Annotated in this window: 19 protein-coding genes; 12 read left to right on the forward strand and 7 right to left on the reverse strand. The window is 66.2% G+C overall.

Going from position 1 to position 22,875, the window contains the following annotated elements:
* Window positions 1–206: 206 nt before the first annotated feature.
* Window positions 207–1,805: an MASE1 domain-containing sensor histidine kinase gene (locus tag B1991_RS10410; protein ID WP_136258665.1), complete on the reverse strand. Its 1,599-nt coding sequence runs from the start codon at window positions 1,803–1,805 to the stop codon at window positions 207–209.
* A gap of 96 nt (window positions 1,806–1,901) precedes the next feature.
* On the opposite strand from B1991_RS10410, the gene B1991_RS10415 reads away from it, so the two are divergent.
* The gene (locus B1991_RS10415; RefSeq protein WP_136258666.1) at window positions 1,902–2,537 is read left to right on the forward strand and encodes a response regulator transcription factor; all 636 of its coding nucleotides are present in this window, start codon (window positions 1,902–1,904) and stop codon (window positions 2,535–2,537) included.
* Between the two features lie 12 nt (window positions 2,538–2,549).
* Here B1991_RS10415 and recN read toward each other — a convergent pair whose 3' ends face one another.
* Entirely contained in the window at window positions 2,550–4,223 is a 1,674-nt protein-coding gene (gene recN / locus B1991_RS10420; RefSeq protein WP_136258667.1) for a DNA repair protein RecN, read from the reverse strand.
* Window positions 4,224–4,345: 122 nt separating this feature from the next.
* On the opposite strand from recN, the gene hrcA reads away from it, so the two are divergent.
* The 5 genes from hrcA (at window position 4,346) to dapB (ending at window position 10,169) form a co-directional block, all read left to right on the forward strand.
* Window positions 4,346–5,407: a heat-inducible transcriptional repressor HrcA gene (gene hrcA / locus B1991_RS10425; protein WP_136258668.1), complete on the forward strand. Its 1,062-nt coding sequence runs from the start codon at window positions 4,346–4,348 to the stop codon at window positions 5,405–5,407.
* A gap of 80 nt (window positions 5,408–5,487) precedes the next feature.
* Window positions 5,488–6,021, forward strand: coding sequence for a nucleotide exchange factor GrpE (gene grpE / locus B1991_RS10430; RefSeq protein WP_136258669.1), 534 nt, complete (start codon window positions 5,488–5,490; stop codon window positions 6,019–6,021).
* 96 nt (window positions 6,022–6,117) lie between these two features.
* The gene (dnaK, locus tag B1991_RS10435) at window positions 6,118–8,034 is read left to right on the forward strand and encodes a molecular chaperone DnaK (protein ID WP_136258670.1); all 1,917 of its coding nucleotides are present in this window, start codon (window positions 6,118–6,120) and stop codon (window positions 8,032–8,034) included.
* 109 nt (window positions 8,035–8,143) lie between these two features.
* Entirely contained in the window at window positions 8,144–9,271 is a 1,128-nt protein-coding gene (gene dnaJ, locus B1991_RS10440) for a molecular chaperone DnaJ (RefSeq protein WP_136258671.1), read from the forward strand.
* A 106-nt stretch (window positions 9,272–9,377) separates the two neighbouring features.
* A complete protein-coding gene (dapB, locus tag B1991_RS10445) occupies window positions 9,378–10,169 on the forward strand; it encodes a 4-hydroxy-tetrahydrodipicolinate reductase (protein WP_136258672.1) in 792 nt (263 codons plus the stop codon).
* 37 nt (window positions 10,170–10,206) lie between these two features.
* Here the strand turns inward: dapB and B1991_RS10450 are convergent, their stop codons facing one another.
* Window positions 10,207–10,902 carry a 2OG-Fe(II) oxygenase gene (locus tag B1991_RS10450; protein ID WP_136258673.1) on the reverse strand — a complete coding sequence of 232 codons (696 nt, stop codon included), beginning with the start codon at window positions 10,900–10,902 and terminating at the stop codon, window positions 10,207–10,209.
* Between the two features lie 214 nt (window positions 10,903–11,116).
* Between B1991_RS10450 and carA the strand changes: the two genes are divergently transcribed.
* Genes carA through greA form a run of 3 tightly spaced genes read left to right on the forward strand, consistent with a single transcriptional unit; the run spans window position 11,117 to window position 15,946 of the window.
* Complete coding sequence (gene carA, locus B1991_RS10455; protein WP_136258706.1) at window positions 11,117–12,244, forward strand: glutamine-hydrolyzing carbamoyl-phosphate synthase small subunit; 1,128 nt, start codon at window positions 11,117–11,119, stop codon at window positions 12,242–12,244.
* Window position 12,245: 1 nt separating this feature from the next.
* Window positions 12,246–15,473, forward strand: coding sequence for a carbamoyl-phosphate synthase large subunit (gene carB, locus B1991_RS10460; RefSeq protein WP_136258674.1), 3,228 nt, complete (start codon window positions 12,246–12,248; stop codon window positions 15,471–15,473).
* A complete protein-coding gene (gene greA / locus B1991_RS10465; RefSeq protein ID WP_136258675.1) occupies window positions 15,470–15,946 on the forward strand; it encodes a transcription elongation factor GreA in 477 nt (158 codons plus the stop codon). The genes carB and greA overlap by 4 nt, the downstream gene beginning before the upstream one ends.
* A gap of 144 nt (window positions 15,947–16,090) precedes the next feature.
* On the opposite strand, the gene ykgO is transcribed toward greA, so the two are convergent.
* The 4 genes from ykgO to B1991_RS10485 form a co-directional block, all read right to left on the reverse strand.
* A complete protein-coding gene (ykgO, locus tag B1991_RS10470) occupies window positions 16,091–16,216 on the reverse strand; it encodes a type B 50S ribosomal protein L36 (protein WP_007080705.1) in 126 nt (41 codons plus the stop codon).
* A gap of 63 nt (window positions 16,217–16,279) precedes the next feature.
* A complete protein-coding gene (locus B1991_RS10475; RefSeq protein ID WP_136258676.1) occupies window positions 16,280–17,191 on the reverse strand; it encodes a LysR substrate-binding domain-containing protein in 912 nt (303 codons plus the stop codon).
* A 233-nt stretch (window positions 17,192–17,424) separates the two neighbouring features.
* On the reverse strand, window positions 17,425–19,443 hold the full coding sequence (locus B1991_RS10480; protein ID WP_136258677.1) for an NADPH-dependent 2,4-dienoyl-CoA reductase: 2,019 nt from the start codon (window positions 19,441–19,443) through the stop codon (window positions 17,425–17,427).
* A gap of 97 nt (window positions 19,444–19,540) precedes the next feature.
* On the reverse strand, window positions 19,541–19,798 hold the full coding sequence (locus tag B1991_RS10485) for an acyl-CoA-binding protein (RefSeq protein ID WP_136258678.1): 258 nt from the start codon (window positions 19,796–19,798) through the stop codon (window positions 19,541–19,543).
* 106 nt (window positions 19,799–19,904) lie between these two features.
* On the opposite strand from B1991_RS10485, the gene cmk reads away from it, so the two are divergent.
* The 3 genes from cmk (at window position 19,905) to B1991_RS10500 (ending at window position 22,806) form a co-directional block, all read left to right on the forward strand.
* A complete protein-coding gene (gene cmk, locus B1991_RS10490) occupies window positions 19,905–20,585 on the forward strand; it encodes a (d)CMP kinase (protein WP_210772118.1) in 681 nt (226 codons plus the stop codon).
* 175 nt (window positions 20,586–20,760) lie between these two features.
* Entirely contained in the window at window positions 20,761–22,434 is a 1,674-nt protein-coding gene (gene rpsA / locus B1991_RS10495; protein ID WP_136258679.1) for a 30S ribosomal protein S1, read from the forward strand.
* A gap of 63 nt (window positions 22,435–22,497) precedes the next feature.
* Window positions 22,498–22,806, forward strand: coding sequence for an integration host factor subunit beta (locus B1991_RS10500; protein ID WP_281280541.1), 309 nt, complete (start codon window positions 22,498–22,500; stop codon window positions 22,804–22,806).
* The last annotated feature ends 69 nt before the right edge of the window (window positions 22,807–22,875 follow it).

Raw genomic sequence — 22,875 nt, forward strand, 5'->3', positions numbered from 1 at the left:
TGCGGTTGATGCCTTGCCTGGCGGGCAGCGCATCGCGAGGTTCGCGAGCGCGTCCATGGCCTGGCAACAGCGAAACGGCATCCTGCCGTTTTCTCAGAACCACCGTCCCCACGGTGACTCTGATCCGCCATCTCACGACGGCGGTTCCCCCACATCGATGACAACATCGTAACGGCCTCTTCACGTTACGCATATCGGAAAAATTCCTAGTTCGGGCGCCCGCGCTCGGTGCTGCTCTTGTTGCTGCGCAGCAGAATACGCAGGTGCACGCCGGGATGGTCGGTGCGCAGGCGGAACTGCCCCCCAAGCGAAGTGACCCGGTCGCGCATGCCCTGCAGACCCCGTCCGCCGCGCGGCAGGCGGTTGGGCAGGCCGCTGCCGTCATCCCGGAGGTCGAGCAGGGCGATGGCGATGCCGTTGCGTTCGCCGATGCGCAGCCGCAGCCGGAATTCGCTGGCACAGGCGTGCTTGACCGTATTGGTGGCGCTTTCCTGGGCCAGCCGGTAGATCGCCGTGCGGGTGTCGTCGTCGAGCAGCCGCGGATCGCCGTGCAGTTCCACGCGGTAGCGCATGCCGGCGCTGGTCAGCAGGTCTCGGATCGGACCCTCGTCCAGCGCCCGCAGCAGGCCGAACTCGTCCAGGATCGCCGGTCGCAGGTCGTCCAGCAGGCGATGCAGGGCGCGCCGCATGTGGCCCAGGATCGTGTTGATCGAGGCGCTTACGTCGTCCAGGCCGACCTCGTGCAGGCGGGCCTGGGCCAGCTTCACGTGGGTCTGGATCGCGGTGATGTTCTGGCCCAGTTCGTCGTGCAGCTCCGCCGCGAGGTGCCGCCGCTGGTTCTCATCCGCCTGCAGGTTGCCGCGCGCGGCGTCACGCAGCTGGTGGGCAAGATGGTCCAGGCGGCGGTTGACCGCGCCGAGGTAAACGTTCTGTTCCGCCACCCGCTCACTGCTGCGCCTCAGCGCGTCGGTGGCTGAACCGAGCATCAGTGCCCCGGTACCAGCAACGGCCAGGAACAGGTAGGCCGCAGCGGTGGAAGGTGTGTGGCCCAGGTGCACGTCCACCAGGGTCATGCCCAGGCTGGTGATCAGCATGGCGAGGCTGGCGCCGCGCCAGCCGTGGCGGAAGGCAAAGAACAGTACCGGCGCCAACGAGAGCACCCGGGCGAACTGCGGCTGCGGCGCCGCACGCTCGGACAACACCAGCAGGATGGCCATGGAGGGCACCAGTACCAGCACCACGTCCATCAGCAGGCGCATCACCGAAGCACGTTCGAGCCGCGTGTGCAGCAGCATGATCAGCACCGGTGCCACCAGCAGGATGGCCAGGTAGTGGCTGAGCAGTTCCTCGGCGATGACGCGGACCATCAGTTCGGAGGTTTCGGAGTTGCTGGTGAGTACGAGCAGGCCGGCATCCACGGCCGTCGTGACGGTGACTACCAGCACCACCGAGAGCAGCAACCGGGTCACGTCCTGCGGGCTGTGCAGGCTGGGGTGCAGGTGCAGCCGGCGCAGCAGCCACATGCAGGCCATCATCACCAGGAAGGCGGGCAGCACGTCCGCAAGCAGGGTGGTGGGAGCCGGCGGCATCCCCCGCCACCAGCCGGTGCCGGCGGAGGCGAGCAGCTCCGCGCCGAGCAACCAGCCCCAGTGGCGCACCGGCACCAGCAGGAGCGCGGCAAAACGCAGGCCGTAGGGCAGCATCCAGTAGGGTTGCGCGTTGGCGCCGAGCAGCACCCACAGCGCCAGATAGCCTGCGCCGATGACGGGCCCCGAATCGGGCAGGAGAGAGGGTTTGAATCGCATCCGGCGATGGTACATGCGCCGTGCGCGGGGCAGCACACCCGTGCGATCCGCGCGGTGTGCTGTTCCGGACGCGCCTTCCTGTGTCAAAGTACGGCGATGCACAGCATCGTTCTGGTCGACGACCATGCCATCGTTCGAGAGGGCTTCAAGCGCCTGATCGAACTGGAGCCGGATCTGGAAGTGGTTGCCGAGTGCCGCAACGGAGACGATGCGGTGGAAGCGGTGAGCCACTGGCGCCCCGACCTGGTGGCGCTGGACCTGTCGCTGCCTGATGGCAGTGGGTTGCCCCTGATTGAGCACCTGCTCAGCGTGCATGCGGCCACCCGCGTGGTCGTGTTGAGCATGCACGACGGCGATCCCTACGTATCCGAAGCGCTGCGCCGGGGGGCGAGTGGATTCGTCACCAAGGGCGTGGCCCCGGAGGAACTGGTGGCCGGTCTGCGTGCCGTGATGCAGGGCGAGTGTTTCCTGAGTTCGGACCTGCGCCAGCGGCGTACCGAGCGACCCAATGACGCGCTCGACCCCGTCAACCGACTGACTGCCCGCGAGCGCGAAGTGTTCCTGTTGCTGGCCGGCGGGCGCACACCCAAGCAGGTGGCCGCCGATCTCGGCATCGGCCAGAAAACCGTGTACATCCACCGCGCCAGCCTGATGGGCAAGCTCGGTGCGGGATCGGAACTGGACCTTTACCGCATGGCGACCGAGCGCGGCCTGTTGCCGACGACGGTCTGAGGACAGCCGCCTTCAGGCTGTCTGAGCGCGATCCAGCATCTGCTTTGCATGGGCCCGCGTTTCGCGGGTGATCTCCACGCCGCCGAGCATGCGTGCCAGTTCGTCGCGCCGGCCTGCGGCGTCGAGTTGCTCGATACGCGTGCGGGTGGTGTCGCCGTCGCTCTGCTTGCTCACCCGCAGGTGGGCGTGACCCTGCGCGGCGACTTGCGGCAGGTGGGTCACGCACAACACCTGGCGCCGGCTTCCCAGCGCACGCAGTTTCTGGCCGACCACTTCGGCGACCGCGCCACCGATGCCGCTGTCGACCTCATCGAAGATCATGCTGCCGATCGAGTCCTTGCCCAGCGTGGCCACTTCGATGGCCAGGCTGATGCGGGCCAGCTCGCCACCTGACGCTACCTTGCGCAGCGGCCGGGGTGGCTGGCCGGGGTTGGCGCTGACCAGCAGTTCGCAGCGTTCCCGCCCCTGGGCATCGGGCTCGTCGGTGGGCGTGGGCGCCAACTCGACGCGAAGTATGCCGCCGGCCATGCCGAGCTCGCCCATCAATGCGCTGACTTCCTCACCGAGCCTGGTCGCGGCAGTCGTGCGTGATTGGCTCAGCAGGTCCGCCGTGCGGGCGTAGTCCTGCTGCAGGCGCTGGAGCTGACCGCTCAACTGTTCCAGCGCGTCGCCGGCACCTTCGAGGTCGGCATGTTCGGCGCGCAGCGCCAGCAGTTTTTCGTGCAGGGCTTCAGGAGGGAGCCGGTGGCGGCGGGAGAGCGCATGCAGGTGGCTCAAATGCTGGTCGAGCGCTGTGTAGCCGGCTGGGTCGAGATCCACATCCTGCGCATAGCGGCCCAGGCCATCGGCGGCTTCGCCCAACTGGATCCCGGCGTTGTCGAGCAGTTCCAGCCAGGGTGCCAACCGGTCGTCCATGGCGGCGAGCTTGCCCAGTTCGGCGTGCGCGCGACCCAAGGCCCGGCGCAGGGCGAACTCGCCTTCGCCATCGAGCAGTTCCACCACGCCGGCGCTGCCTTCGGCCAGGCGATCGGCGTTGGCCAGGCGCTTGTGGTTGGCCTCGAGTTCGACCAGCTCGGCGGGAGGCAGTGCCCATTGCTCCAGTTCCGCCAGCTCGTGACGCAGCAATTCCAGCCGAAGTTCACGGTCCTCGCCGCCGCTGAGCTTGTGCAGGCGACGGTCCAGCTCGTGCCACTGCTCCGATTGGCGGCGTACCTCTCCGAGCAATTCGTCGTGACCCGCATAGGCGTCGAGCAAGGCCAGTTGATGAGGGCGCGAGAGCAGCGCCTGGTGCTCGTGCTGGCCGTGGATTTCGATCAGCATGGCCGCCAGGTCGCCAAGCTGGCGCGTGTTGGCGGGACGCCCGTTGATCCATGCGCGAGAGCTGCCCTCGGCGCGGAGCACCCGCCGCAACTGGCAACTGCCGTCCTCGTCGAGTTCTTCCCGGCGCAGCCATGCCTGCGCGTCGGGCAGGTCGGCCAGGTCGAACTCCGCGGCCAGTTCGGCGCGGTCGCTGCCGGCCCGGATCATCGTGCTGTCGGCGCGGGCGCCGGTCAGCAGCATCAGTGCGTCGACGAGCAGCGATTTGCCGGCGCCCGTCTCGCCGCTGACCACGGTCAGGCCGGGGCCGAACGACACCTCGGCGGCCTCGACGACGGCAAAATGGCGGACATAGAGCGAAGTGAGCATGGGCAGTTCGGCATTGGGATGGGAGAATTGTAGCGGTAGCCCGGACGCACAAGACACCGCATGCGCTTGCAAGCCGCGCGCGCAGACCTTATTTCTGTCGAGTCTCAGGAATTGCTACGGACATGATCCTTCCACACGGCCATGACCTCGATGCCCGCACCCGGCGTCTGCTGCGCGCGCTGATCTCCCAGTATCTGGTCGACGGCGAGCCGGTGGGGTCGCGTACGCTGGCGCGCTCGTCGGGGCTGGACGTCAGTCCGGCGACGATCCGCAACATCATGGCCGACCTGGAAGACGCAGGCCTGGTCGCATCGCCGCACACTTCGTCCGGCCGCGTGCCCACGCCGCGCGGCCTGCGTCTGTTCGTGGACAGCCTGATCGAGTTGCAGCCCTTGCCGCGCGCCGAGCTGGCGCGCCTGCAGAGCGAGCTGCCGCCGGGGCCGGCCACCACGCGCGACCTGCTCGGCAACGCATCGACCCTGCTCTCGGCGATGACCCGCTTTGCCGGCGTGGTGACGGTGCCGCGCCAGGCCGACTTTCCGCTGCGCCACATCGACTTCGTGGCCCTGCCCGAGGCGCGGGTGCTGGTGATCCTGGTGTTCACCGACAACCAAGTGCAGAACCGCATCGTGCAATTGGCCCGGCCACTGGCGACCAGCGAGCTGGAGCAGGCGGCCAATTATCTCAACAGCCAATTCGCCGGATTGCGCGTGGACGACATCCGCGCACACCTGCTGGCCGAGGTCCGCGAGACCGGCAGCGAACTCAACCGGCTGCTGGCCAGCACGATGGAGCTGGCCACTGCCTCCTTCGCGCCACAGCCCAGCGATGCCGACATGCTGGTCAGCGGACAGACCAACCTGATGGCCTGCGCCGAGCTGGCCGACTTGCAGCGCCTGCGCGACCTGTTCGATGCGTTCCAGCAGAAGAACGAGCTGCTGCAGTTGATGGAAGTCTGTGCCAAGGCGCCCGGGGTGCGGTTGTTCATCGGCGAGGAATCGGGTTTCGCCGCGCTGGATGGTTGCAGCGTGGTGACGGCCAGCTATGGCGCGCAGGGGCGCATGCTTGGTGCGGTGGGTGTGATCGGCCCCACCCGCATGGCCTACGAGCGGGTGATCCCGGTCGTGCAGGCGACGGCCGGATTGCTCAGCGACGCCTTGAATCGGGTCGCGGTGACCCTATAACCGGCAACGGAGGCGGGATTTCTGGTTGATTGGATGGCGGGCCATGGTGCCGGCCGCGAACTTTTTGTTGGGAGTGAGGCATGCACGACAACGACACCCAGTCGCATGACGAGGCCATGGACCCAGGGTCGGCACCAGCCGTCGACGGCGACCAGTTTGCCAAGCTGCAGGCCCGCGTGGCCGAACTGGAGGCGATCAATGCCGAGTTGCAGGAGACGGTATTGCGCGAGAAGGCGGAGATCGAGAACCAGCGCCGGCGCCTGCACCGGGACCTGGAACAGGCCCGACGGTTTGCCAACGAGAAACTGCTGAACGAATTGCTGCCGGTATACGACGGATTGGAGAGCGGCCTGGCAGCCGAGGGCGGCGACGTCGCCTCGATACGCGAGGGCCTGGGTCTCACCCTGAAGGCGCTGCTCAAGGTCGCCGGTAACCATGGCATGGCGCAGGTCGATCCGATCGGCCAGCCGCTCGATCCCGAGCGCCACCACGCGGTGAGCATGGTCGCGGCCCCCGGTCAGGCGCCGGGCACCGTGGTCAGCGTGCTGCAGAAAGGCTACGTGCTGAATGATCGACTGCTGCGCCCGGCGCTGGTCGCCGTGGCCAAGGACTGAACGCTGCGCACCGCCGCCGGCATTGAATCGCCGCGGCAAAACCCCATCTGGAAACCATCGCGGCCAGCGGGCCGCCAATAGATTCGGAGCATGAACATGGGCAAGATCATCGGCATCGACCTGGGCACCACGAATTCCTGCGTCTCCGTCATGGACGGCAGCACGACCAAGGTCATCGAGAACTCGGAAGGCGATCGCACCACGCCGTCCATCGTCGCCTTCACCAAGGACGGCGAAGTGCTGGTGGGTGCTTCGGCCAAGCGTCAGAGCGTGACCAACCCGAAGAACACCTTCTACGCGGTGAAGCGCCTGATCGGCCGCAAGTTCAGCGACGCCGAGGTGCAGAAGGATCTCAACATCGTGCCGTTCGGCATCGTCGCGCACGACAACGGCGACGCCTGGGTGGAGACCTCCGACGGCAAGAAGATGGCGCCGCAGGAAATCTCCGCCAAGGTGCTGATGAAGATGAAGAAGACCGCCGAGGACTATCTCGGCGAGACGATCACCGAGGCGGTGATCACGGTGCCTGCCTACTTCAACGACAGCCAGCGCCAGGCGACCAAGGACGCCGGCAAGATCGCCGGCCTGGAAGTGAAGCGCATCATCAACGAGCCGACCGCGGCCGCGCTGGCCTATGGCCTGGACAAGAAGGGTGGCGACCGCAAGATCGTGGTCTACGACCTGGGCGGCGGCACCTTCGACGTGTCGATCATCGAGATCGCCGAAGTCGATGGCGAAAAGCAGTTCGAAGTGCTGGCCACCAACGGCGACACCTTCCTCGGTGGCGAAGACTTCGACATGCGCGTCATCGACTACCTGGTCGAGGAGTTCCAGAAGGAGCAGGGCATCGACCTGCGCAAGGACCCGCTCGCGCTGCAGCGCCTGAAGGACGCCGCCGAGCGCGCCAAGATCGAGCTGTCCTCCAACCATCAGACCGACGTGAACCTGCCGTACGTGACGGCCGACGCCTCCGGTCCGAAGCACCTCAACATCAAGCTGACCCGTGCCAAGCTGGAAGCGCTGGTCGAGGATCTGGTCAAGCGCACCATCGAGCCGTGCCGCACGGCGCTCAATGACGCCGGCCTGCGCGTGTCCGACATCAACGACGTGATCCTGGTCGGCGGCCAGACCCGCATGCCCAAGGTGCAGGAAGCGGTGAAGGATTTCTTCGGCAAGGAGCCGCGCAAGGACGTCAACCCGGACGAGGCCGTCGCCGTGGGCGCGGCGATTCAGGGCGGCGTGCTGGGCGGTTCGGTCAAGGACGTGCTGCTGCTGGACGTTACCCCGCTGTCGCTGGGCATCGAGACGATGGGCGGCGTGATGACCAAGCTGATCGAGAAGAACACCACCGTGCCGACCAAGGCCGCGCAGACCTTCTCCACCGCCGACGACAACCAGACCGCGGTGACCGTGCACGTGCTGCAAGGTGAGCGCGAGCGCGCCAGCGCGAACAAGTCGCTGGGCAAGTTCGACCTGCAGGGCATCGAGCCGGCGCCGCGCGGCATGCCGCAGATCGAGGTCACCTTCGACATCGACGCCAACGGCATCCTGCACGTGTCGGCCAAGGACAAGAAGACCGGCAAGGAACAGAAGATCGAGATCAAGGCCGGCTCGGGCCTGTCCGAGGAAGAGATCCAGCGCATGGTCGCCGACGCCGAGGCGAACAAGGAAGAGGACAAGAAGTTCCACGAGTTGGTCGCCACCCGCAACAAGGCCGACCAGCTGGTGCATGCCACCCGCAGTGCGCTGAAGGAACATGGCGGCAAGGTGCCGCCGGATCAGCTGTCCACGATCGAGGGCGCGCTGTCGGATCTGGAGAAGGCCAAGGACGGTGACGACAAGGCTGCGATCGAGGCCAAGGTCGAGAAGCTGGAGCAGGTGGCGCAGGCGCTCTACGCTGCGGCCCAGGGCGGCCCGGCCGATGCCGGCGCGCAGTCCGCGCCCGGCGGCTCGGCGCAGCCGGACGACGTGGTCGATGCCGAATTCACCGAAGTGAAAGACGACAAGAAGTAAGCGGCATCGTCATCGGCACGGCCCGATGGCCAGCCCGCGCCGGGAACATTCCTGGCGCGGGCGGTTTTGCGGATGACGCCATGGGGCAGACGAGCATGTGGATGCATGAATGAGCAAGCGTGATTATTACGAAGTGCTGGGTGTGGAACGCACCGTCACCGAAGTCGAACTGAAGAAATCCTTCCGTCGGCTGGCGATGAAATACCACCCGGATCGTTGCCCCGACGATCCGACGGCACAGGACAAGTTCAAGGAGGCCAAGGAGGCCTACGAAGTGCTGTCCGACGAGCACAAGCGTGCCTTGTACGACCAGCACGGCCACGCGGCGTTCGAAGGCGGCATGGGTGGTCGCGGCGGCGCCGGTTTCGGGGACGTGGGCGATATCTTCGGTGACATCTTCGGCGACATCTTCGGCAGGAACGGCGGTGGCCGTGGCCGACCGCGTCGCGGTTCGGACCTGCGCTACATCATGGAGCTCGATCTCGAGGAGGCCGTGTTCGGCGTCAGCAAGCAGATCGAGATCCCCACCCAGGTCAATTGCCATCACTGCAACGGCAGCGGCTCGGCCGACGGCAAGGTGTCCAAGTGCGCGACCTGCCATGGCCACGGCCAGGTGCGCATGCAGAACGGCATCTTCTCGATCCAGCAGGCCTGCCCGCATTGCGGCGGCACCGGCCAGGCGATCGAGAACCCCTGCCGCAAGTGTCATGGCGAGGGGCGCATCGAGGAGACCCGCACCTTGTCCGTGCAGATCCCCGAAGGCGTCGACAACGGCGACCGCATTCGCCTGAGTGGGCAGGGCGAGGCCGGCCCGGCCGGTGCGCCGGCCGGCGACCTCTACGTGGAAGTGCGCGTGCGCGAACATGCAATTTTCCAGCGCGACGGCAGCGACCTGTATTGCGAGTTGCCGATCCGCTTCTCGCAGGCCGCGCTGGGCGCCCAGTTGCCGGTGCCGACGCTGGAAGGCGAAGTCCCGATCAACATTCCGCCGGAGACCCAGACCGGCGCGCAATTCCGTCTGCGCGGCCGCGGCGTCAAGTCCGTGCGCAGCAGCCGGCACGGCGACCTGATCTGCCGGGTCGTGGTGGAAACGCCGGTGCGCCTGACGCGCCAGCAGCGCGAGTTGCTGGAATCGCTGGAGGCCACTTTCACCGGCAGCGACGCCGACAAGCACACGCCGCGCGCCAAGGGCTGGGTCGACGGCGTGAAGAAATTCTGGTCCAAAGTGACTGCCTGACGGCGGGTGATCCATCGAACACCCGGGATCGTCATCGGTTACGGATCAGACCGCGCAGCTGGCGCCCGGTTAGGATGTACGCCAGATCCCGAGGAATGCGATCCCGATGACACGCCCCCTGCGACTCGCCGTGAACGGTGCCTCCGGCCGCATGGGCCGAGCCTTGCTCGATCTGCTGCGTGCGGATGACGATGCCGAACTGGTGTACGCGGTGGTGCGGCAAGGGTCCGTCGATGACGGCCAGCCGGTGCCCGGTGCGGCAAGCAGCACGCTTCGCTATACCCACGAATGGACGCAGGCGCCGCCGATCGACGTCATCGTCGACTTCAGTGGCTCCGCCGCGCTCCGGCAGGCACTCGACCATTGCCTGGCGCACGGGATTGCCCTGGTCAGCGGTACCACCGGCGTGGACGACCACCTCGCGGCGCGCCTTGCCGATGCCGCGGGCAAGATCGCGATCCTGCGCGCCGCCAACTTCAGCATGGGCGTGGCGGTGCTGACGCGGCTGTTGCGCGAAGCCGCGTCGGCCCTGCCGACCTGGGATCTGGAGATCGTCGAGGCGCACCACGGCCGCAAGCGCGACGCACCCTCAGGCACGGCATTGGCGCTCGGCCAGGCAGCGGCGGCCGCGCGCCACACCACGTTGGAGACCCCGACGGTGTTTGACCGCAGCGGTGAACGGGTCGAGGGCAGCATCGGCTTCGCCGTGGTGCGCGGCGGCGATATCGTGGGCGAGCATCAGGCCATGCTGATCGGCCCCGGCGAACGGCTCGAGCTGGTCCATCGCGCCACCGACCGCTCGATCTTCGCGCGAGGGGCTCTGCGGGCAGCGCATTGGCTCGCGGGGCAACCGCCCGGCGAGTGGCATCTGGATGACGTGATCGCCGGGCTGCGCTGAGGCGGTCGCGTGGGCCGGGGCTGCCTCTTGCCCGGGATCAGTCGCGGTGCGAAGCGTTGCGGTCCCTACCGGCGCCGAGCTTCCTGTCCAGGTCACCGAAGATCTTCTTGAACGCGCGCGAAAACTTGCCGCGGCGAGTCTTGCGCAGCTTCTCTTCCTCGCTGGTGAGCCAGGCGACCTGGATGACCCGGCGTTCGCCCTCGAACGGCAGATGGCCGTGGAAGGAATTGTCGCAACGCTTGAATACCGCAAACTCGCCGTACAACGGAATCAGTTCGGGCATCACCATGGCGTCGATGTCATCCATGCTGTGCAGGAAACGCAGGCATCCGGCGCTGGTGTCCGGCCATTGCCCGTTGAGGTAGAGCAGGGCGGTTGCAACCTTCGACTTGCTGTCGGTGTGGATCGTGCCGTGACGCCTGTTGAGCATGCGGCACAGCGTGACGAGGGTGGGGTACTGATCCAGGTTCTCGATGCCCAGGCGCTTCCCGATGGCGCGGGCGAACGCAGGCGAGGTCAGGTTGTCGACCAGCGTGTTGACGCTGGGGCCGCAGTCCGCCGGCTCATAGGGGAAGAACCCCGCGCTGGCGTAACGCGGAAAGTCGCGATCGAGATCCGACCGCACCTCGTCGGGTAGTTGTCCGTGGGCAACCATGAACGGGAAAGGCTCGTGCTGGACGACGGTATCCGGACGATCGAGACGCGCGGGATCCAGCAGTACGACGGCACCCATGGGACGTTCAGCTCCATTGAAATGGCGTCTAGTGTACCGTCCGCGCGGCATTCGCGATGCATCGCGCATCGCCCGGTTCATGGGGCCGCAAGGTGGACAGGAACGCGGCCGCAGCCTATCATTGCGACCCGCCCGGAAAGCTTCCCCTCCAAGCTCCACAAGCCAGCAATACTGCGGCTTGCGGACTTTGCTGCATCAAAAAGGCGGTCTCCCTATGTCTCATCCTGCCCTGCTGGCCCTCGAAGACGGCAGCGTTTTTCACGGCCACGCCATCGGCGCCGTCGGTGAAACCGTCGGCGAAGTGGTTTTCAACACCGCCATGACCGGCTATCAGGAGATCCTCACCGATCCTTCCTATGCCCGCCAGATCGTCACGCTGACCTACCCGCACGTCGGTAACACCGGCGTCAACGAAGAGGACGTGGAGTCGAACTCCGTGCATGCCGCCGGCCTGATCGTGCGCGACATGCCGCGACGAGCCAGCAACTGGCGTTGCACGCGCAGCCTGTCCGAGTACCTCGCCGACCACGGCACGGTGGCCATCGCCGGAATCGACACCCGCCGGCTGACGCGCATCCTGCGCGAGAAGGGTGCGCTGGCCGGGTGCATCGTGGCGGGCGCGCAGGTCGACGCGGAAGATGCCCTCGCCAAGGCGCGTGGCTTCGACGGTCTTGCCGGCATGGACCTGGCCAAGGTCGTGGGCACCCGCAAGTCCTACCACTGGAACCAGGGCTGCTACGACCTCGACCGTACGGCGTTCAGCCAGCCGGCAATGCGGTTCAAGGTGGTGGCCTACGATTTCGGCACCAAGCTCAACATCTTGCGCCTGCTGGCCGAACAGGGTTGCGACATCACCGTGGTGCCGCCGCAGACTCCCGCCGCGGAGGTGCTGGCGATGCAGCCCGATGGCGTATTCCTCTCCAACGGCCCGGGCGACCCGGCTGCGTGTGATTACGCGATCGCGGCAACGCGCGCCTTCCTCGACGCAAAAATTCCGCTGTTCGGTATCTGCCTCGGCCATCAGCTGATGGGCCTGGCCCTGGGCGGACGCACGCTGAAGATGAAGTATGGCCACCACGGTGCCAACCATCCGGTGAAGGATCTGGACGACGGCCGCGTGCTGATCACTTCGCAGAACCACGGTTTCGCGGTCGATCCGGCCAGCCTGCCGGCGAATGTGCGGCTGACCCACCGCTCGCTGTTCGACGGTTCGCTGCAGGGTTTCGCGCTGACCGATCGCCCCGCTTTCTGTTTCCAGGGCCACCCCGAAGCCAGTCCGGGCCCGCGCGACGTGGGCTATTTGTTCCAACGTTTTGCCCAGCTGATGCAGGAGGCCCGCTGAGATGCCCAAGCGCAACGACATCAAGAGCGTGCTGATCATCGGCGCCGGACCGATCGTGATCGGCCAGGCTTGCGAGTTCGACTACTCGGGTGCGCAGGCCTGCAAGGCACTGAAGGAAGAAGGCTTCCGCGTCATTCTGGTCAACTCCAACCCCGCCACCATCATGACCGACCCGGACACCGCCGACGCGGTGTACATCGAGCCGATCAACTGGCAGACGGTGGAACGTATCATCGCCAAGGAACGCCCGGACGCGGTGCTGCCGACGATGGGTGGCCAGACCGGACTCAATTGCGCGTTGGACCTGGCCGATCACGGCGTGCTGGAGAAATACAACGTCGAGTTGATCGGCGCCCGCCGCGAGGCCATCCGCATGGCCGAGGACCGCGAGCTGTTCAAGCAGGCGATGACCGAGATCGGGCTGGACAGCCCCAGGTCGGACGTGGCCAAGAACTTCGAGCACGCGGTGGAGATCCAGGCCCGGCTCGGTTTCCCGGTGATCATCCGGCCCAGTTTCACGCTGGGCGGCACCGGCGGCGGCATCGCCTACAACAAGGAAGAGTTCGAGACCATCGTCAAGCGCGGCCTCGACATGTCGCCCACCCACGAGGTGCTGATCGACGAATCCGTGCTGGGCTGGAAGGAGTTCGAGATGGAAGTGGTCCGCGACACCGCGGACAACTGCATCATCATCTGCGCCATCGAGAACCTCGACCCGATGGGCGTGCACACCGGCGACTCGATCACCGTGGCGCCGGCGCAGACGCTCACCGACAAGGAGTACCAGCGCCTGCGCGACGCCTCCATCGCGGTGCTGCGCAAGATCGGCGTGGACACCGGCGGCTCCAACGTGCAGTTCGGCATCAACCCCGACGACGGTCGCGTGGTGGTGATCGAGATGAACCCGCGCGTGTCGCGCTCCTCCGCACTGGCGTCGAAAGCCACCGGCTTCCCGATCGCCAAGGTCGCCGCCAAACTGGCGGTGGGCTACACGCTGGACGAATTGAAAAACGACATCACCGGCGGCCTGACCCCGGCGTCGTTCGAGCCGTCGATCGACTACGTGGTCACCAAGATTCCGCGTTTTGCCTTCGAGAAGTTTCCCGCGGCCGATGCGCGCCTGACCACGCAGATGAAGTCGGTCGGCGAGGTGATGGCGATCGGGCGCACCTTCCACGAGTCCCTGCAGAAGGCCTTGCGCGGGCTGGAAACCGGCAAGACCGGTCTCAACCCCACCGGCCTGGACATCGGAACCGACGACGGCTTGGCGGTGCTCAAGCGCGAACTGCGCGAGCCCCGCCCCGATCGCGTGTTCCATCTGGCCGATGCGTTCCGCGCCGGGTTGTCGCTGGATGAGGTGTTCGACCTCAGTCGGGTCGACCCCTGGTTCCTCGCCGCGTTCGAGGACATCGTGCTGGCCGAGGCGGAGATCACCCGGCAGGGCGTCACCGCACTCGACGCCGCGCGCCTGCGCGAACTCAAGCGGCTGGGTTTCGCCGATGCACGCATCGCCGAGCTGCTCGGCACCGACGAAGCCTCGGTGCGCCACCTGCGCCACACCCTGGGCGTGCGCCCGGTGTACAAGCGGGTGGATTCCTGCGCGGCCGAGTTCGCCACCAGCACCGCCTACATGTACTCGACCTACGAGGAAGAGTGCGAGGCGCTGCCCACCGATCGCGACAAGATCATCGTGCTGGGCGGTGGTCCGAACCGCATCGGCCAGGGCATCGAATTCGACTATTGCTGCGTGCATGCGTCGCTCGCGCTGCGCGAGGACGGCTATGAAACCATCATGGTCAACTGCAACCCGGAGACGGTGTCGACCGATTACGACACGTCCGACCGCTTGTACTTCGAGCCGGTGACCCTGGAAGACGTGCTGGAAATCGTCCACCTCGAAAAACCCAAGGGCGTGATCGTGCAGTACGGCGGGCAGACCCCGCTGAAGCTGGCGCGCGCACTGGAAGCAGCCGGCGTGCCGATCATCGGCACCAGTCCGGACTCGATCGACCTGGCCGAGGACCGCGAGCGCTTCCAGCACATGATCGAGAAGATCGGCCTGAAGCAGCCGCCGAACCGCACCGCGCGCAACGCCGACGAGGCGCTGGCGCTGGCGCGCGAGATCGGCTACCCGCTGGTGGTGCGCCCGAGCTACGTGCTCGGTGGCCGCGCGATGGAAGTGGTGCACGATGACGCCGACCTGTCGCGCTACATCCGCGATGCGGTGAAAGTGTCGAATGATTCGCCGGTGCTGCTGGACCGCTTCCTCGACCATGCCGTGGAAGTCGATGTCGACGTGATCGCTGACACCGAGGGTCACGTGCTGATCGGCGGCATCATGGAACACATCGAGGAGGCCGGCGTGCACTCGGGCGATTCGTCCTGCTCGCTGCCTCCGTATTCGCTGAGCGCGACCATCCAGGACGAGCTGCGTCGCCAGGTAACCGCGATGGCACGGGAGCTGAAGGTCGTCGGCCTGATGAATACCCAGTTCGCGATCCAGGGCGACACGGTCTACATCCTCGAGGTCAACCCGCGGGCGTCGCGCACCGTGCCCTTCGTCTCCAAGGCAACCGGCGTGCCGCTGGCGAAGATCGCCGCGAGGGTGATGGGCGGCCGCAGCCTGGCCAGCCTGGGCGCGACCCGGGAAGTGATCCCGTCGTACTACTCGGTGAAGGAGGCGATTTTCCCGTTCCTGAAATTCCAGAACGTCGACCCCATCCTGGGACCGGAGATGCGCTCCACCGGTGAGGTCATGGGCGTCGGGCGCAGTTTCGGCGCGGCATTCGCGCGCGGTCACGAGGCCGCGGGGATCAGGCCGCCCTCGCTGGGCAAGGTGTTCCTGTCCGTGCGCGACGCTGACAAGGAGCGGCTGCTGCCGGTGGCCACCGAAGTCATCGCCCGGGGCTTCAGCCTGGTGGCGACCGCCGGCACCGCCAGTTACCTGACCGCGCATGGCGTACAGTGCGAGCGGATCAACAAGGTGATGGAAGGCCGCCCGCACATTGTCGATGCGATCAAGAACGGCGAAATCGTCTACATCGTCAACACTACCGAGGGGAAACAGGCGATCGCCGACTCCTTCTCGATCCGCCGCGAGGCGCTGCAGCATCGCGTGACCTACTCGACCACGGTGGCTGGTGCCCGCGCGCTGGTGCACTCGCTGGATTTCCGTGGCACCGGCGAGGTCCACAGTCTGCAGGAACTGCATCAGGAGCTGAGCGCATGAGTCGTGCCCCCATCACCAAAACCGGTTCCGAACGCCTGCGCGCGGAGCTGGATCGACTGAAGTCCACCGAGCGCCCGCGCATCATCGCGGCCATCGCGGAGGCGCGGGCGCACGGCGATCTCAAGGAGAACGCCGAATACCACGCGGCGCGCGAACTGCAGAGCTTCACCGAGGGGCGCATCGCGCAGCTCGAAGGCCTGCTGTCGACCGCCGAGGTCATCGACGTATCCCGACTCAACGCGGGCAAGCGGGTGGTTTTCGGCGCGACCGTCGACCTGGAGGATGAGGACAGCGGCGCCGCGGTGACGTACCAGATCGTCGGCGACCTGGAGGCGGACATCAAGCAGAACCTGATCGCCGTTTCCTCGCCGATCGCCCGCGCGCTGATCGGCAAGAGTGCGGGAGACAGCTTCGAGTTCACCGCTCCCAACGGCGTCAAGCACTACGAGATCATCGACGTCCGTTACCTCTGACAGGCCGCGAGTCCCGCCCGGTCAGGGCGGGAATGGTCGGGCAGGGATGTCCGCATGGAGGCGGGCGGCAGCCGTGGTCATGCTTCACACACGCACAAAAAAAGGCCGCGTGAGCGGCCTTTTTGCTGGCACGTGCGCGATGGCTCAGCGCTGGCGGGCCTTGAAACGGGGGTTGCTCTTGCAGATCACGAACACCTTGCCACGACGGCGCACGATCTTGCAGTCGCGATGCCGCGCCTTGGCGGACTTCAGAGAATTAAGCACCTTCACGGCCGGCTCCTGACACCAAATGGAAAAACTCAAGCTTCCTAGTATAGCGAGACCCGTGGCGCGTCACAAGCCTGGTGCGACGGCCACTTCCGTCACGGTGGCCAGGAACTGCTGCAGCGCCGGCGAGGGGTCATTCGCCCGGCAAGCCACGGCCAGCAACAGGAAAGCGTCGGGGTCTTCCAGCGGCACATAAACGACCCCGGGCAACCGCACGGCACGCAGGCTCGCCGGGACCAGCGCCAGCCCCAATCCGGCAGCGACCAGGGCCAGCAACCCGTTGATCTGCTGGGCGTGCTGGACGATGGACGGCTGGAATCCCGCGTGTTGCGCCAGGGCGACCAGGCGGTCGTACAGCGTCGCGGCCAGCGCCCGTGGCTGCGACACGAAAGCGTCGTCGGCGACTTCGGCGAGGCCCACGCTGCTGCGACCGGCCAACCGATGTCCCGCCGGCATGGCCAGCAACAACAGCTCACGGTCGATCACGCTGAGCCGCAGCTCGCGTGCATCCTGCAGGTGCACCGGTTCGCCGCGAACGAAGCCGGCGTCGATCTCGCCGCCCAGCAGGGCGGCAAATTGCGGCTCGGTGTACATCTCGTTGAGACTCAGTCCCACCTTGGGTGCCAGTTGCCCATAACGCAGCAGAATCCGGGGCAGGGCCGGGTGGAACGATGCCGACACCGTGTAGGCCAGGCGCAGGTGGCCGCTGTGGCCGGCCGCTACCGCGACGACCTGGCTGCGTGCTTCGTCCGCCTTGGCCAGTATCTGCCTGGCCTGTTCCAGGAATATCCGGCCGGGCTCGGTCAGGGAGACGTGGCGCTTGCTGCGTTCCAGCAGGCGCACGCCAAGATCCTGTTCCAGCGACTTGATCTGTTGCGACAGGGGTGGCTGCGACAGATGCAGGCGCAGGGCGGCCCGAGTGAAGCTCAGTTCCTCGGCGACCGCCACGAAATAGCGCAACTGGCGGAGATCAAACATATAGTCAAATCGAATAAAAATTACCCTGAATATATATTAGATACTTTAATCAGTCGATCATAAAATGCCCGCGTCACCCCACTATCCCCTCCCCCAGTGGCGGTGGCCCTCGCCCCGCAGCGACGCTAAATACGACATCCGGTTCAACTCCCCCCCTGAACCCATGTTGATGCGTCGCACTTTGCGGGGCGCTTTCTTTTGTGGCGCGCCATGCTGACGTCGCCGCAGCCAGCTCAGAGCCTCGCCGCCAGGGCCGTGCCCTGCGCGATGGCGCGTTTGGCATCGAGCTCGGCCGCCACGTCGGCGCCGCCGATGACATGTACGGTCATGCCGGCGGCGATGAGGGCGTCTGCCAGTCGTCGGTCCGGCTCCTGGCCGGCGCAGACGACCACGTTGTCGACCGGCAGGATCTGCGGCTGGCCGTCGAGTGTGATGTGCAAGCCCCGGTCGTCGAAGCGCTCGTAGCCGACCTGGCCCAGCATGGTCACCTGCTTCGCCTTCAGGGTGGCGCGATGGACCCAGCCGGTGGTCTTGTTGAGCCGGGCGCCGAGCCGTCCCTCGCTGCGCTGGAGCAGCCAGACTTGCCGCACCGGCGCCTCCGGTTGCGCACCCAGCAGTCCGCTGCGCGAGCACAGCGCCATGTCCACGCCCCATTCGCGCGTCCAGCGGGCGATGTCGGTAGTGGGTGAGGGCGGTGGTTCGACCAGGAACTCCGCCACGTCGAAACCGATGCCCCCTGCACCGATGATGGCCACCTTCGCGCCCACCGGTCGATGCTGCCGCAGCACGTCGAGGTAACCGAGCACGCGCGGGTCGTCGCTGCCGGGAAAATTCACCCGGCGCGGCGTGACCCCGGTGGCGACTACCACCTCGTCGTAGCCGCGGCTGCGCAGCGTGGCCACGTCGGCGGTTTCGCCCAGCCGCACCTCGACCCCGTTGTCGCGCAGTTGGTGGCTGAAGTAGCGCAAGGTCTCATGGAACTCCTCCTTGCCCGGGATCTGCTTGGCGAGGTTGAACTGGCCGCCGATCTCGTCGGCGCGGTCGATCAGGGTCACATGATGGCCGCGCTCGCCCAGCGTGCTGGCGCAGGCCATGCCGGCGGGGCCGGCACCGATCACCGCGATGCGCTTGGGCACGCTGACCGGCTCTACCCTCAGCTCCGTCTCGTGGCAGGCGCGCGGATTGACCAGGCAACTGGCGCGCTTGTTCTGGAATACGTGATCGAGGCAGGCCTGGTTGCAGGCGATGCAGGTGTTGATGCGCTCGCTGCGACCGGCCCTGGCCTTGTTCACCCACGCAGGGTCGGCCAGCAGCGGCCGCGCCATCGAGACCATGTCGGCTTCGCCGCTGGCCAGGATGCGCTCGGCCACGTCGGGCATGTTGATGCGGTTGGTGGCAATCAGCGGAACGGTGACCTCGCCCTTGAGCTTTTGCGTCACCCAGGCGAACCCGGCGCGAGGCACGCTGGTGACGATGGTCGGTACGCGCGCTTCGTGCCAGCCGATGCCGGTGTTGATGATGCTGGCGCCGGCCGCCTCGATGGCCTTGGCAAGGGTGACGATCTCGCTCCAGTCCTGGCCGCCTTCGACCAGGTCGAGCATCGACAGTCGGTAGATGATGATGAAGTCGCGGCCGACGGCCTTGCGCGTACGCCGCACGATCTCGACCGGGAAGCGCATGCGCCGACCTGCATCGCCGCCCCACGGATCGTCGCGTCGGTTGGTGCGCGCGGCGATGAATTCATTGATCAGGTAACCCTCCGATCCCATTACCTCGACACCGTCGTAGCCCGCCTCCCGGGCCAGCTGCGCGCAGCGGACGAAGTCCTCGATGGTGCGCTCGACTCCGCGCGGCGACAGCGCGCGCGGGGTGAAGGGCGTGATCGGCGACTTGATGCGGGACGGGGCCACCGACAGCGGGTGATAGCCATAGCGTCCTGCATGCAGGATCTGCATGCAGATGCGGCCGCCTTCGGCGTGGACGGCCGTGGTGAGCTTGCGGTGGCGCGGCTTGTGCCATGGCATCGTGAGGCGACCGCCGAAGGGTTTCAGCCAGCCTTCGATGCTGGGCGAGATGCCGCCGGTGACCATCAGCCCCACGCCGCCGCGGGCGCGTTCGGCGAAAAAGGCGGCAAGCTTGTCGTAGTCGCGGGCGCGATCCTCCAACCCGGTATGCATCGAGCCCATCAGGATGCGGTTGGGCAGGGTGACGTGACCCAGATCCAGCGGGGCAAACAGGTTGGGGTAGTTCATGCGATCCACACGGCTTCAAACGATCGTATGAATGTGCCGGGATCGGGCCAGCAAAAGCAAGCACGGGGAGGGAGGACGAGGTAGTGGACCGTCGAACTCAGGCCAGGAGTTGCCGTACCAGGGCGATGTAGCGGTGCATCGCCTCCTCGGCGGGGACGCCGTTCAATTGCGCCCATGCCTCGTGTTTGGCGGTGCCCACGAAATCGAAAAAGCCCGGTTGGCTTTGCTTGAGGTCGCCCTGGGTACCCTGTTTGTACAGGGCGTAGAGTTTGAGCAGGGTGTCGTTGTCCGGGCGTCTGGCCAGGCCCTTGACATCCCTGGCGGCTTGCTCGAACTCGCGACGCAGATCGTTCATGGGGCAGGAGGTCACGGCGGGCAAGCAGAAAACGGGTAGATAGCATGCGGGGGAGGGAGGGTCAACGCGCTAGACTGCGCGCTCCCATGCCACCTGGATGCTTTCGATGACTCATGCCGCCGTCGTTCCCGTGCTCACCATCGACGGGCCGTCCGGGTCGGGCAAAGGTACGGTCAGCGCCTTGGTGGCCGAGCGGCTGGGTTGGCGCCTGCTGGATTCCGGGGCGCTCTATCGCGCGGTGGGCTACGCCGCGGGCATGGCCGGACTGGACCTGTCCGATGCCGACGCAATGGCCCGTTGTGCCCAAGGCACGAAGATCCAGTTCCGCTCCGGCGAGGCCGGTGGCGGCACCCGGGTACTGGTCAACGGACACGACGCTACCGATGAACTGCGCACGGAGACCGCCGGAGCGGCCGCCTCGGCGATCGCCTCGATGCCCAGTGTCCGGCAGGCTCTGGTCGCCTTGCAGCTGGGCTTTCGCCGGCCCCCCGGCCTGGTCGCGGACGGGCGTGACATGGGCACGGTGATCTTCCCGGATGCGGCGTTCAAGGTTTTCCTCACCGCAAGCGCCGCGGAGCGGGCGAAAAGACGCTATAAGCAGTTGAAGGAAAAGGGGCTCAGCGTTACACTTGCCGGCCTTCAACGCGAGATTGAGGCACGTGACAGCCGCGATGCATCGCGTGCGGTCGCGCCACTCAGGCCCGCCGATGATGCGGTGCTGGTGGACACCACCGGCATGCCTATCGACGAGGTGGTTGCGAAAGTACTTGCCGTCGTGCAGTCCTGAGAGGATTGCGCGGCGGCTTTTGTGCCCCTGCCGCGGCAGGGGGTTTTGACCCACGGTGACGACTTCGGCCCGCCCGGGCCGGCGAAGACACCCCCAACCGGTGGACCCGGAAGTTCGTGCGCAACAACCAACCCGGCGCAGCGGACCCAAGGTCCTTTCCCACTATGGAATCAACATGACTGAAAGTTTTGCCGAACTGTTTGAACAGAGCCAGCAGGCCATCTCCAAGCTGAAGCCCGGCGCCATTGTCACCGGCATCGTCGTGGAAATCCGCAACGACGTCGTCGTGATCAATGCAGGCCTGAAGAGCGAAGGCATCGTCCCGATCGAGCAGTTCAAGAACGAGGAAGGTGTGCTGGAGGTGCAGGTTGGCGACGAGGTGAAGGTAGCCCTCGAAGCCCTGGAAGACGGTTTCGGCGAGACCAAGCTGTCGCGCGAGAAGGCCAAGCGTTCGATGGTGTGGGACGACCTGGAGCAGGCGTTCGACAAGGAAGAGACCATCGTCGGCATGATTTCCGGCAAGGTCAAGGGTGGCTTCACCGTCGACATCAAGGATGTCCGCGCGTTCCTGCCCGGTTCGCTGGTCGACGTGCGCCCGGTGCGCGAGCCGACCTACCTCGAGGGCAAGGAACTCGAGTTCAAGATCATCAAGCTGGATCGCAAGCGCAACAACGTGGTGGTCAGCCGCCGCGCCGTCGTCGAGACCGAGTTCTCCGAGGAGCGCGAGAAGCTGCTGGAGCGCCTGGTCGAGGGTGCCGTCGTCAAGGGCGTGGTGAAGAACCTCACCGATTACGGCGCGTTCGTGGACCTGGGCGGCATCGACGGCCTGCTGCACATCACCGACATGGCGTGGAAGCGCGTGCGCCATCCGTCCGAGGTGGTCAACGTCGGCGACGAGCTCGACGTTCGCGTGCTGAAGTACGACAAGGAACGCAACCGCGTTTCGCTGGGTCTGAAGCAGCTGGGCGACGATCCGTGGGTGAACATCTCGCGTCGCTACCCGGTCGGCAGCCGCATCTTCGGCAAGGTCTCCAACGTCACCGATTACGGCTGCTTCGTCGAGATCGAGCCGGGCGTGGAAGGCCTGGTGCACGTGTCCGAGATGGACTGGACCAACAAGAACGTCAATCCGGCCAAGGTGGTACAGGTCGGCGACGAGACCGAAGTGACCGTGCTGGACGTGGATGAAGAGCGTCGCCGCATCTCGCTGGGCATCAAGCAGACCCGCTCGAACCCGTGGGAAGCCTTCGCTGCCATGCACAAGAAGGGCGACAAGGTCTCCGGCCAGATCAAGTCGATCACCGACTTCGGCGTATTCATCGGCCTGGAAGGCGGCATCGACGGCCTGGTGCACCTGTCCGACATCTCCTGGCAGGTGTCCGGCGAAGATCTCGTGCGCGACTTCAAGAAGGGCGAGGAGATCGAGGCCGTGGTGCTGGCAGTCGACCCGGAGCGCGAGCGTATCAGCCTCGGCATCAAGCAGATGGAGCAGGATCCGTTCGGCCAGTTCATGGCGGCGAATCCGCGCGGCAGCATCGTCAACGGCACCGTCAAGGAAGTCGACGCCAAGGGTGCGGTGATCGACCTGGGCGAGGGCGTCGAGGGTTATCTGCGCGCCAACGACATCGCCAAGGAGCGCATCGACGATGCTACCCAGCACCTGAAGGTGGGCGATGCGGTGGAGGCCAAGTTCACCGGCATGGATCGCAAGGGTCGCCAGCTGGCGCTCTCGATCCGCGCCAAGGACGAGGAAGACGCTCCCGAGGCCGCAGTGGACTACTCTTCGGCCGCCAGTGGCACGACCAAGCTCGGCGCGTTGTTGAAGGAACAGTTCAACAAGGCCGACTGAGTCTTTCGTTGCAGGCACGACGCGGGGCGGCACCAGCCGCCCCGCCGTTTCACGTCACGGACATTGGGGCCCATGACCAAATCCGAATTGATCGAAGCGCTGGCCAGGCGCCAGACCCATCTCGCGTTTGCCGATGTCGAGATGGCCGTCAAGAGCGTCATCGAACAGATGAGCCTGGCACTGGCCCAGGGCGAACGCATCGAAGTGCGCGGCTTCGGCAGCTTTGCGTTGCACTACCGGCCGCCGCGGATGGGGCGCAACCCAAAGACTGGCGAAGCCGTGGCCCTGCCGGGCAAGCACGTTCCCCATTTCAAGCCGGGCAAGGAATTGCGCGAGCGAGTCAATCTCGACCTGGAGAAGGATGCCGGTTGAGTCCATCGCCCGGAGTACGCGAGGCAGGCGGCGCGAGCCGATCCTGCCTTCTTTTTGCCTGCACGACGG

Origin of the sequence: Rhodanobacter lindaniclasticus (genome assembly GCF_004799035.1) — a bacterium.
GTDB classification, from domain to species: Bacteria; Pseudomonadota; Gammaproteobacteria; order Xanthomonadales; family Rhodanobacteraceae; genus Rhodanobacter; species Rhodanobacter lindaniclasticus.

Bases quoted from the DNA above. Each gene is read 5' to 3' on its own strand.
- B1991_RS10410 (WP_136258665.1), bottom strand. From the start codon at position 1,805: ATGCGATTCAAACCCTCTCTCCTGCCCGATTCGGGGCCCGTCATCGGC.
- B1991_RS10415 (WP_136258666.1), top strand. From the start codon at position 1,902: ATGCACAGCATCGTTCTGGTCGACGACCATGCCATCGTTCGAGAGGGC.
- recN (WP_136258667.1), bottom strand. From the start codon at position 4,223: ATGCTCACTTCGCTCTATGTCCGCCATTTTGCCGTCGTCGAGGCCGCC.
- hrcA (WP_136258668.1), top strand. From the start codon at position 4,346: ATGATCCTTCCACACGGCCATGACCTCGATGCCCGCACCCGGCGTCTG.
- grpE (WP_136258669.1), top strand. From the start codon at position 5,488: ATGCACGACAACGACACCCAGTCGCATGACGAGGCCATGGACCCAGGG.
- dnaK (WP_136258670.1), top strand. From the start codon at position 6,118: ATGGGCAAGATCATCGGCATCGACCTGGGCACCACGAATTCCTGCGTC.
- dnaJ (WP_136258671.1), top strand. From the start codon at position 8,144: ATGAGCAAGCGTGATTATTACGAAGTGCTGGGTGTGGAACGCACCGTC.
- dapB (WP_136258672.1), top strand. From the start codon at position 9,378: ATGACACGCCCCCTGCGACTCGCCGTGAACGGTGCCTCCGGCCGCATG.
- B1991_RS10450 (WP_136258673.1), bottom strand. From the start codon at position 10,902: ATGGGTGCCGTCGTACTGCTGGATCCCGCGCGTCTCGATCGTCCGGAT.
- carA (WP_136258706.1), top strand. From the start codon at position 11,117: ATGTCTCATCCTGCCCTGCTGGCCCTCGAAGACGGCAGCGTTTTTCAC.
- carB (WP_136258674.1), top strand. From the start codon at position 12,246: ATGCCCAAGCGCAACGACATCAAGAGCGTGCTGATCATCGGCGCCGGA.
- greA (WP_136258675.1), top strand. From the start codon at position 15,470: ATGAGTCGTGCCCCCATCACCAAAACCGGTTCCGAACGCCTGCGCGCG.
- B1991_RS10475 (WP_136258676.1), bottom strand. From the start codon at position 17,191: ATGTTTGATCTCCGCCAGTTGCGCTATTTCGTGGCGGTCGCCGAGGAA.
- B1991_RS10480 (WP_136258677.1), bottom strand. From the start codon at position 19,443: ATGAACTACCCCAACCTGTTTGCCCCGCTGGATCTGGGTCACGTCACC.
- B1991_RS10485 (WP_136258678.1), bottom strand. From the start codon at position 19,798: ATGAACGATCTGCGTCGCGAGTTCGAGCAAGCCGCCAGGGATGTCAAG.
- cmk (WP_210772118.1), top strand. From the start codon at position 19,905: ATGACTCATGCCGCCGTCGTTCCCGTGCTCACCATCGACGGGCCGTCC.
- rpsA (WP_136258679.1), top strand. From the start codon at position 20,761: ATGACTGAAAGTTTTGCCGAACTGTTTGAACAGAGCCAGCAGGCCATC.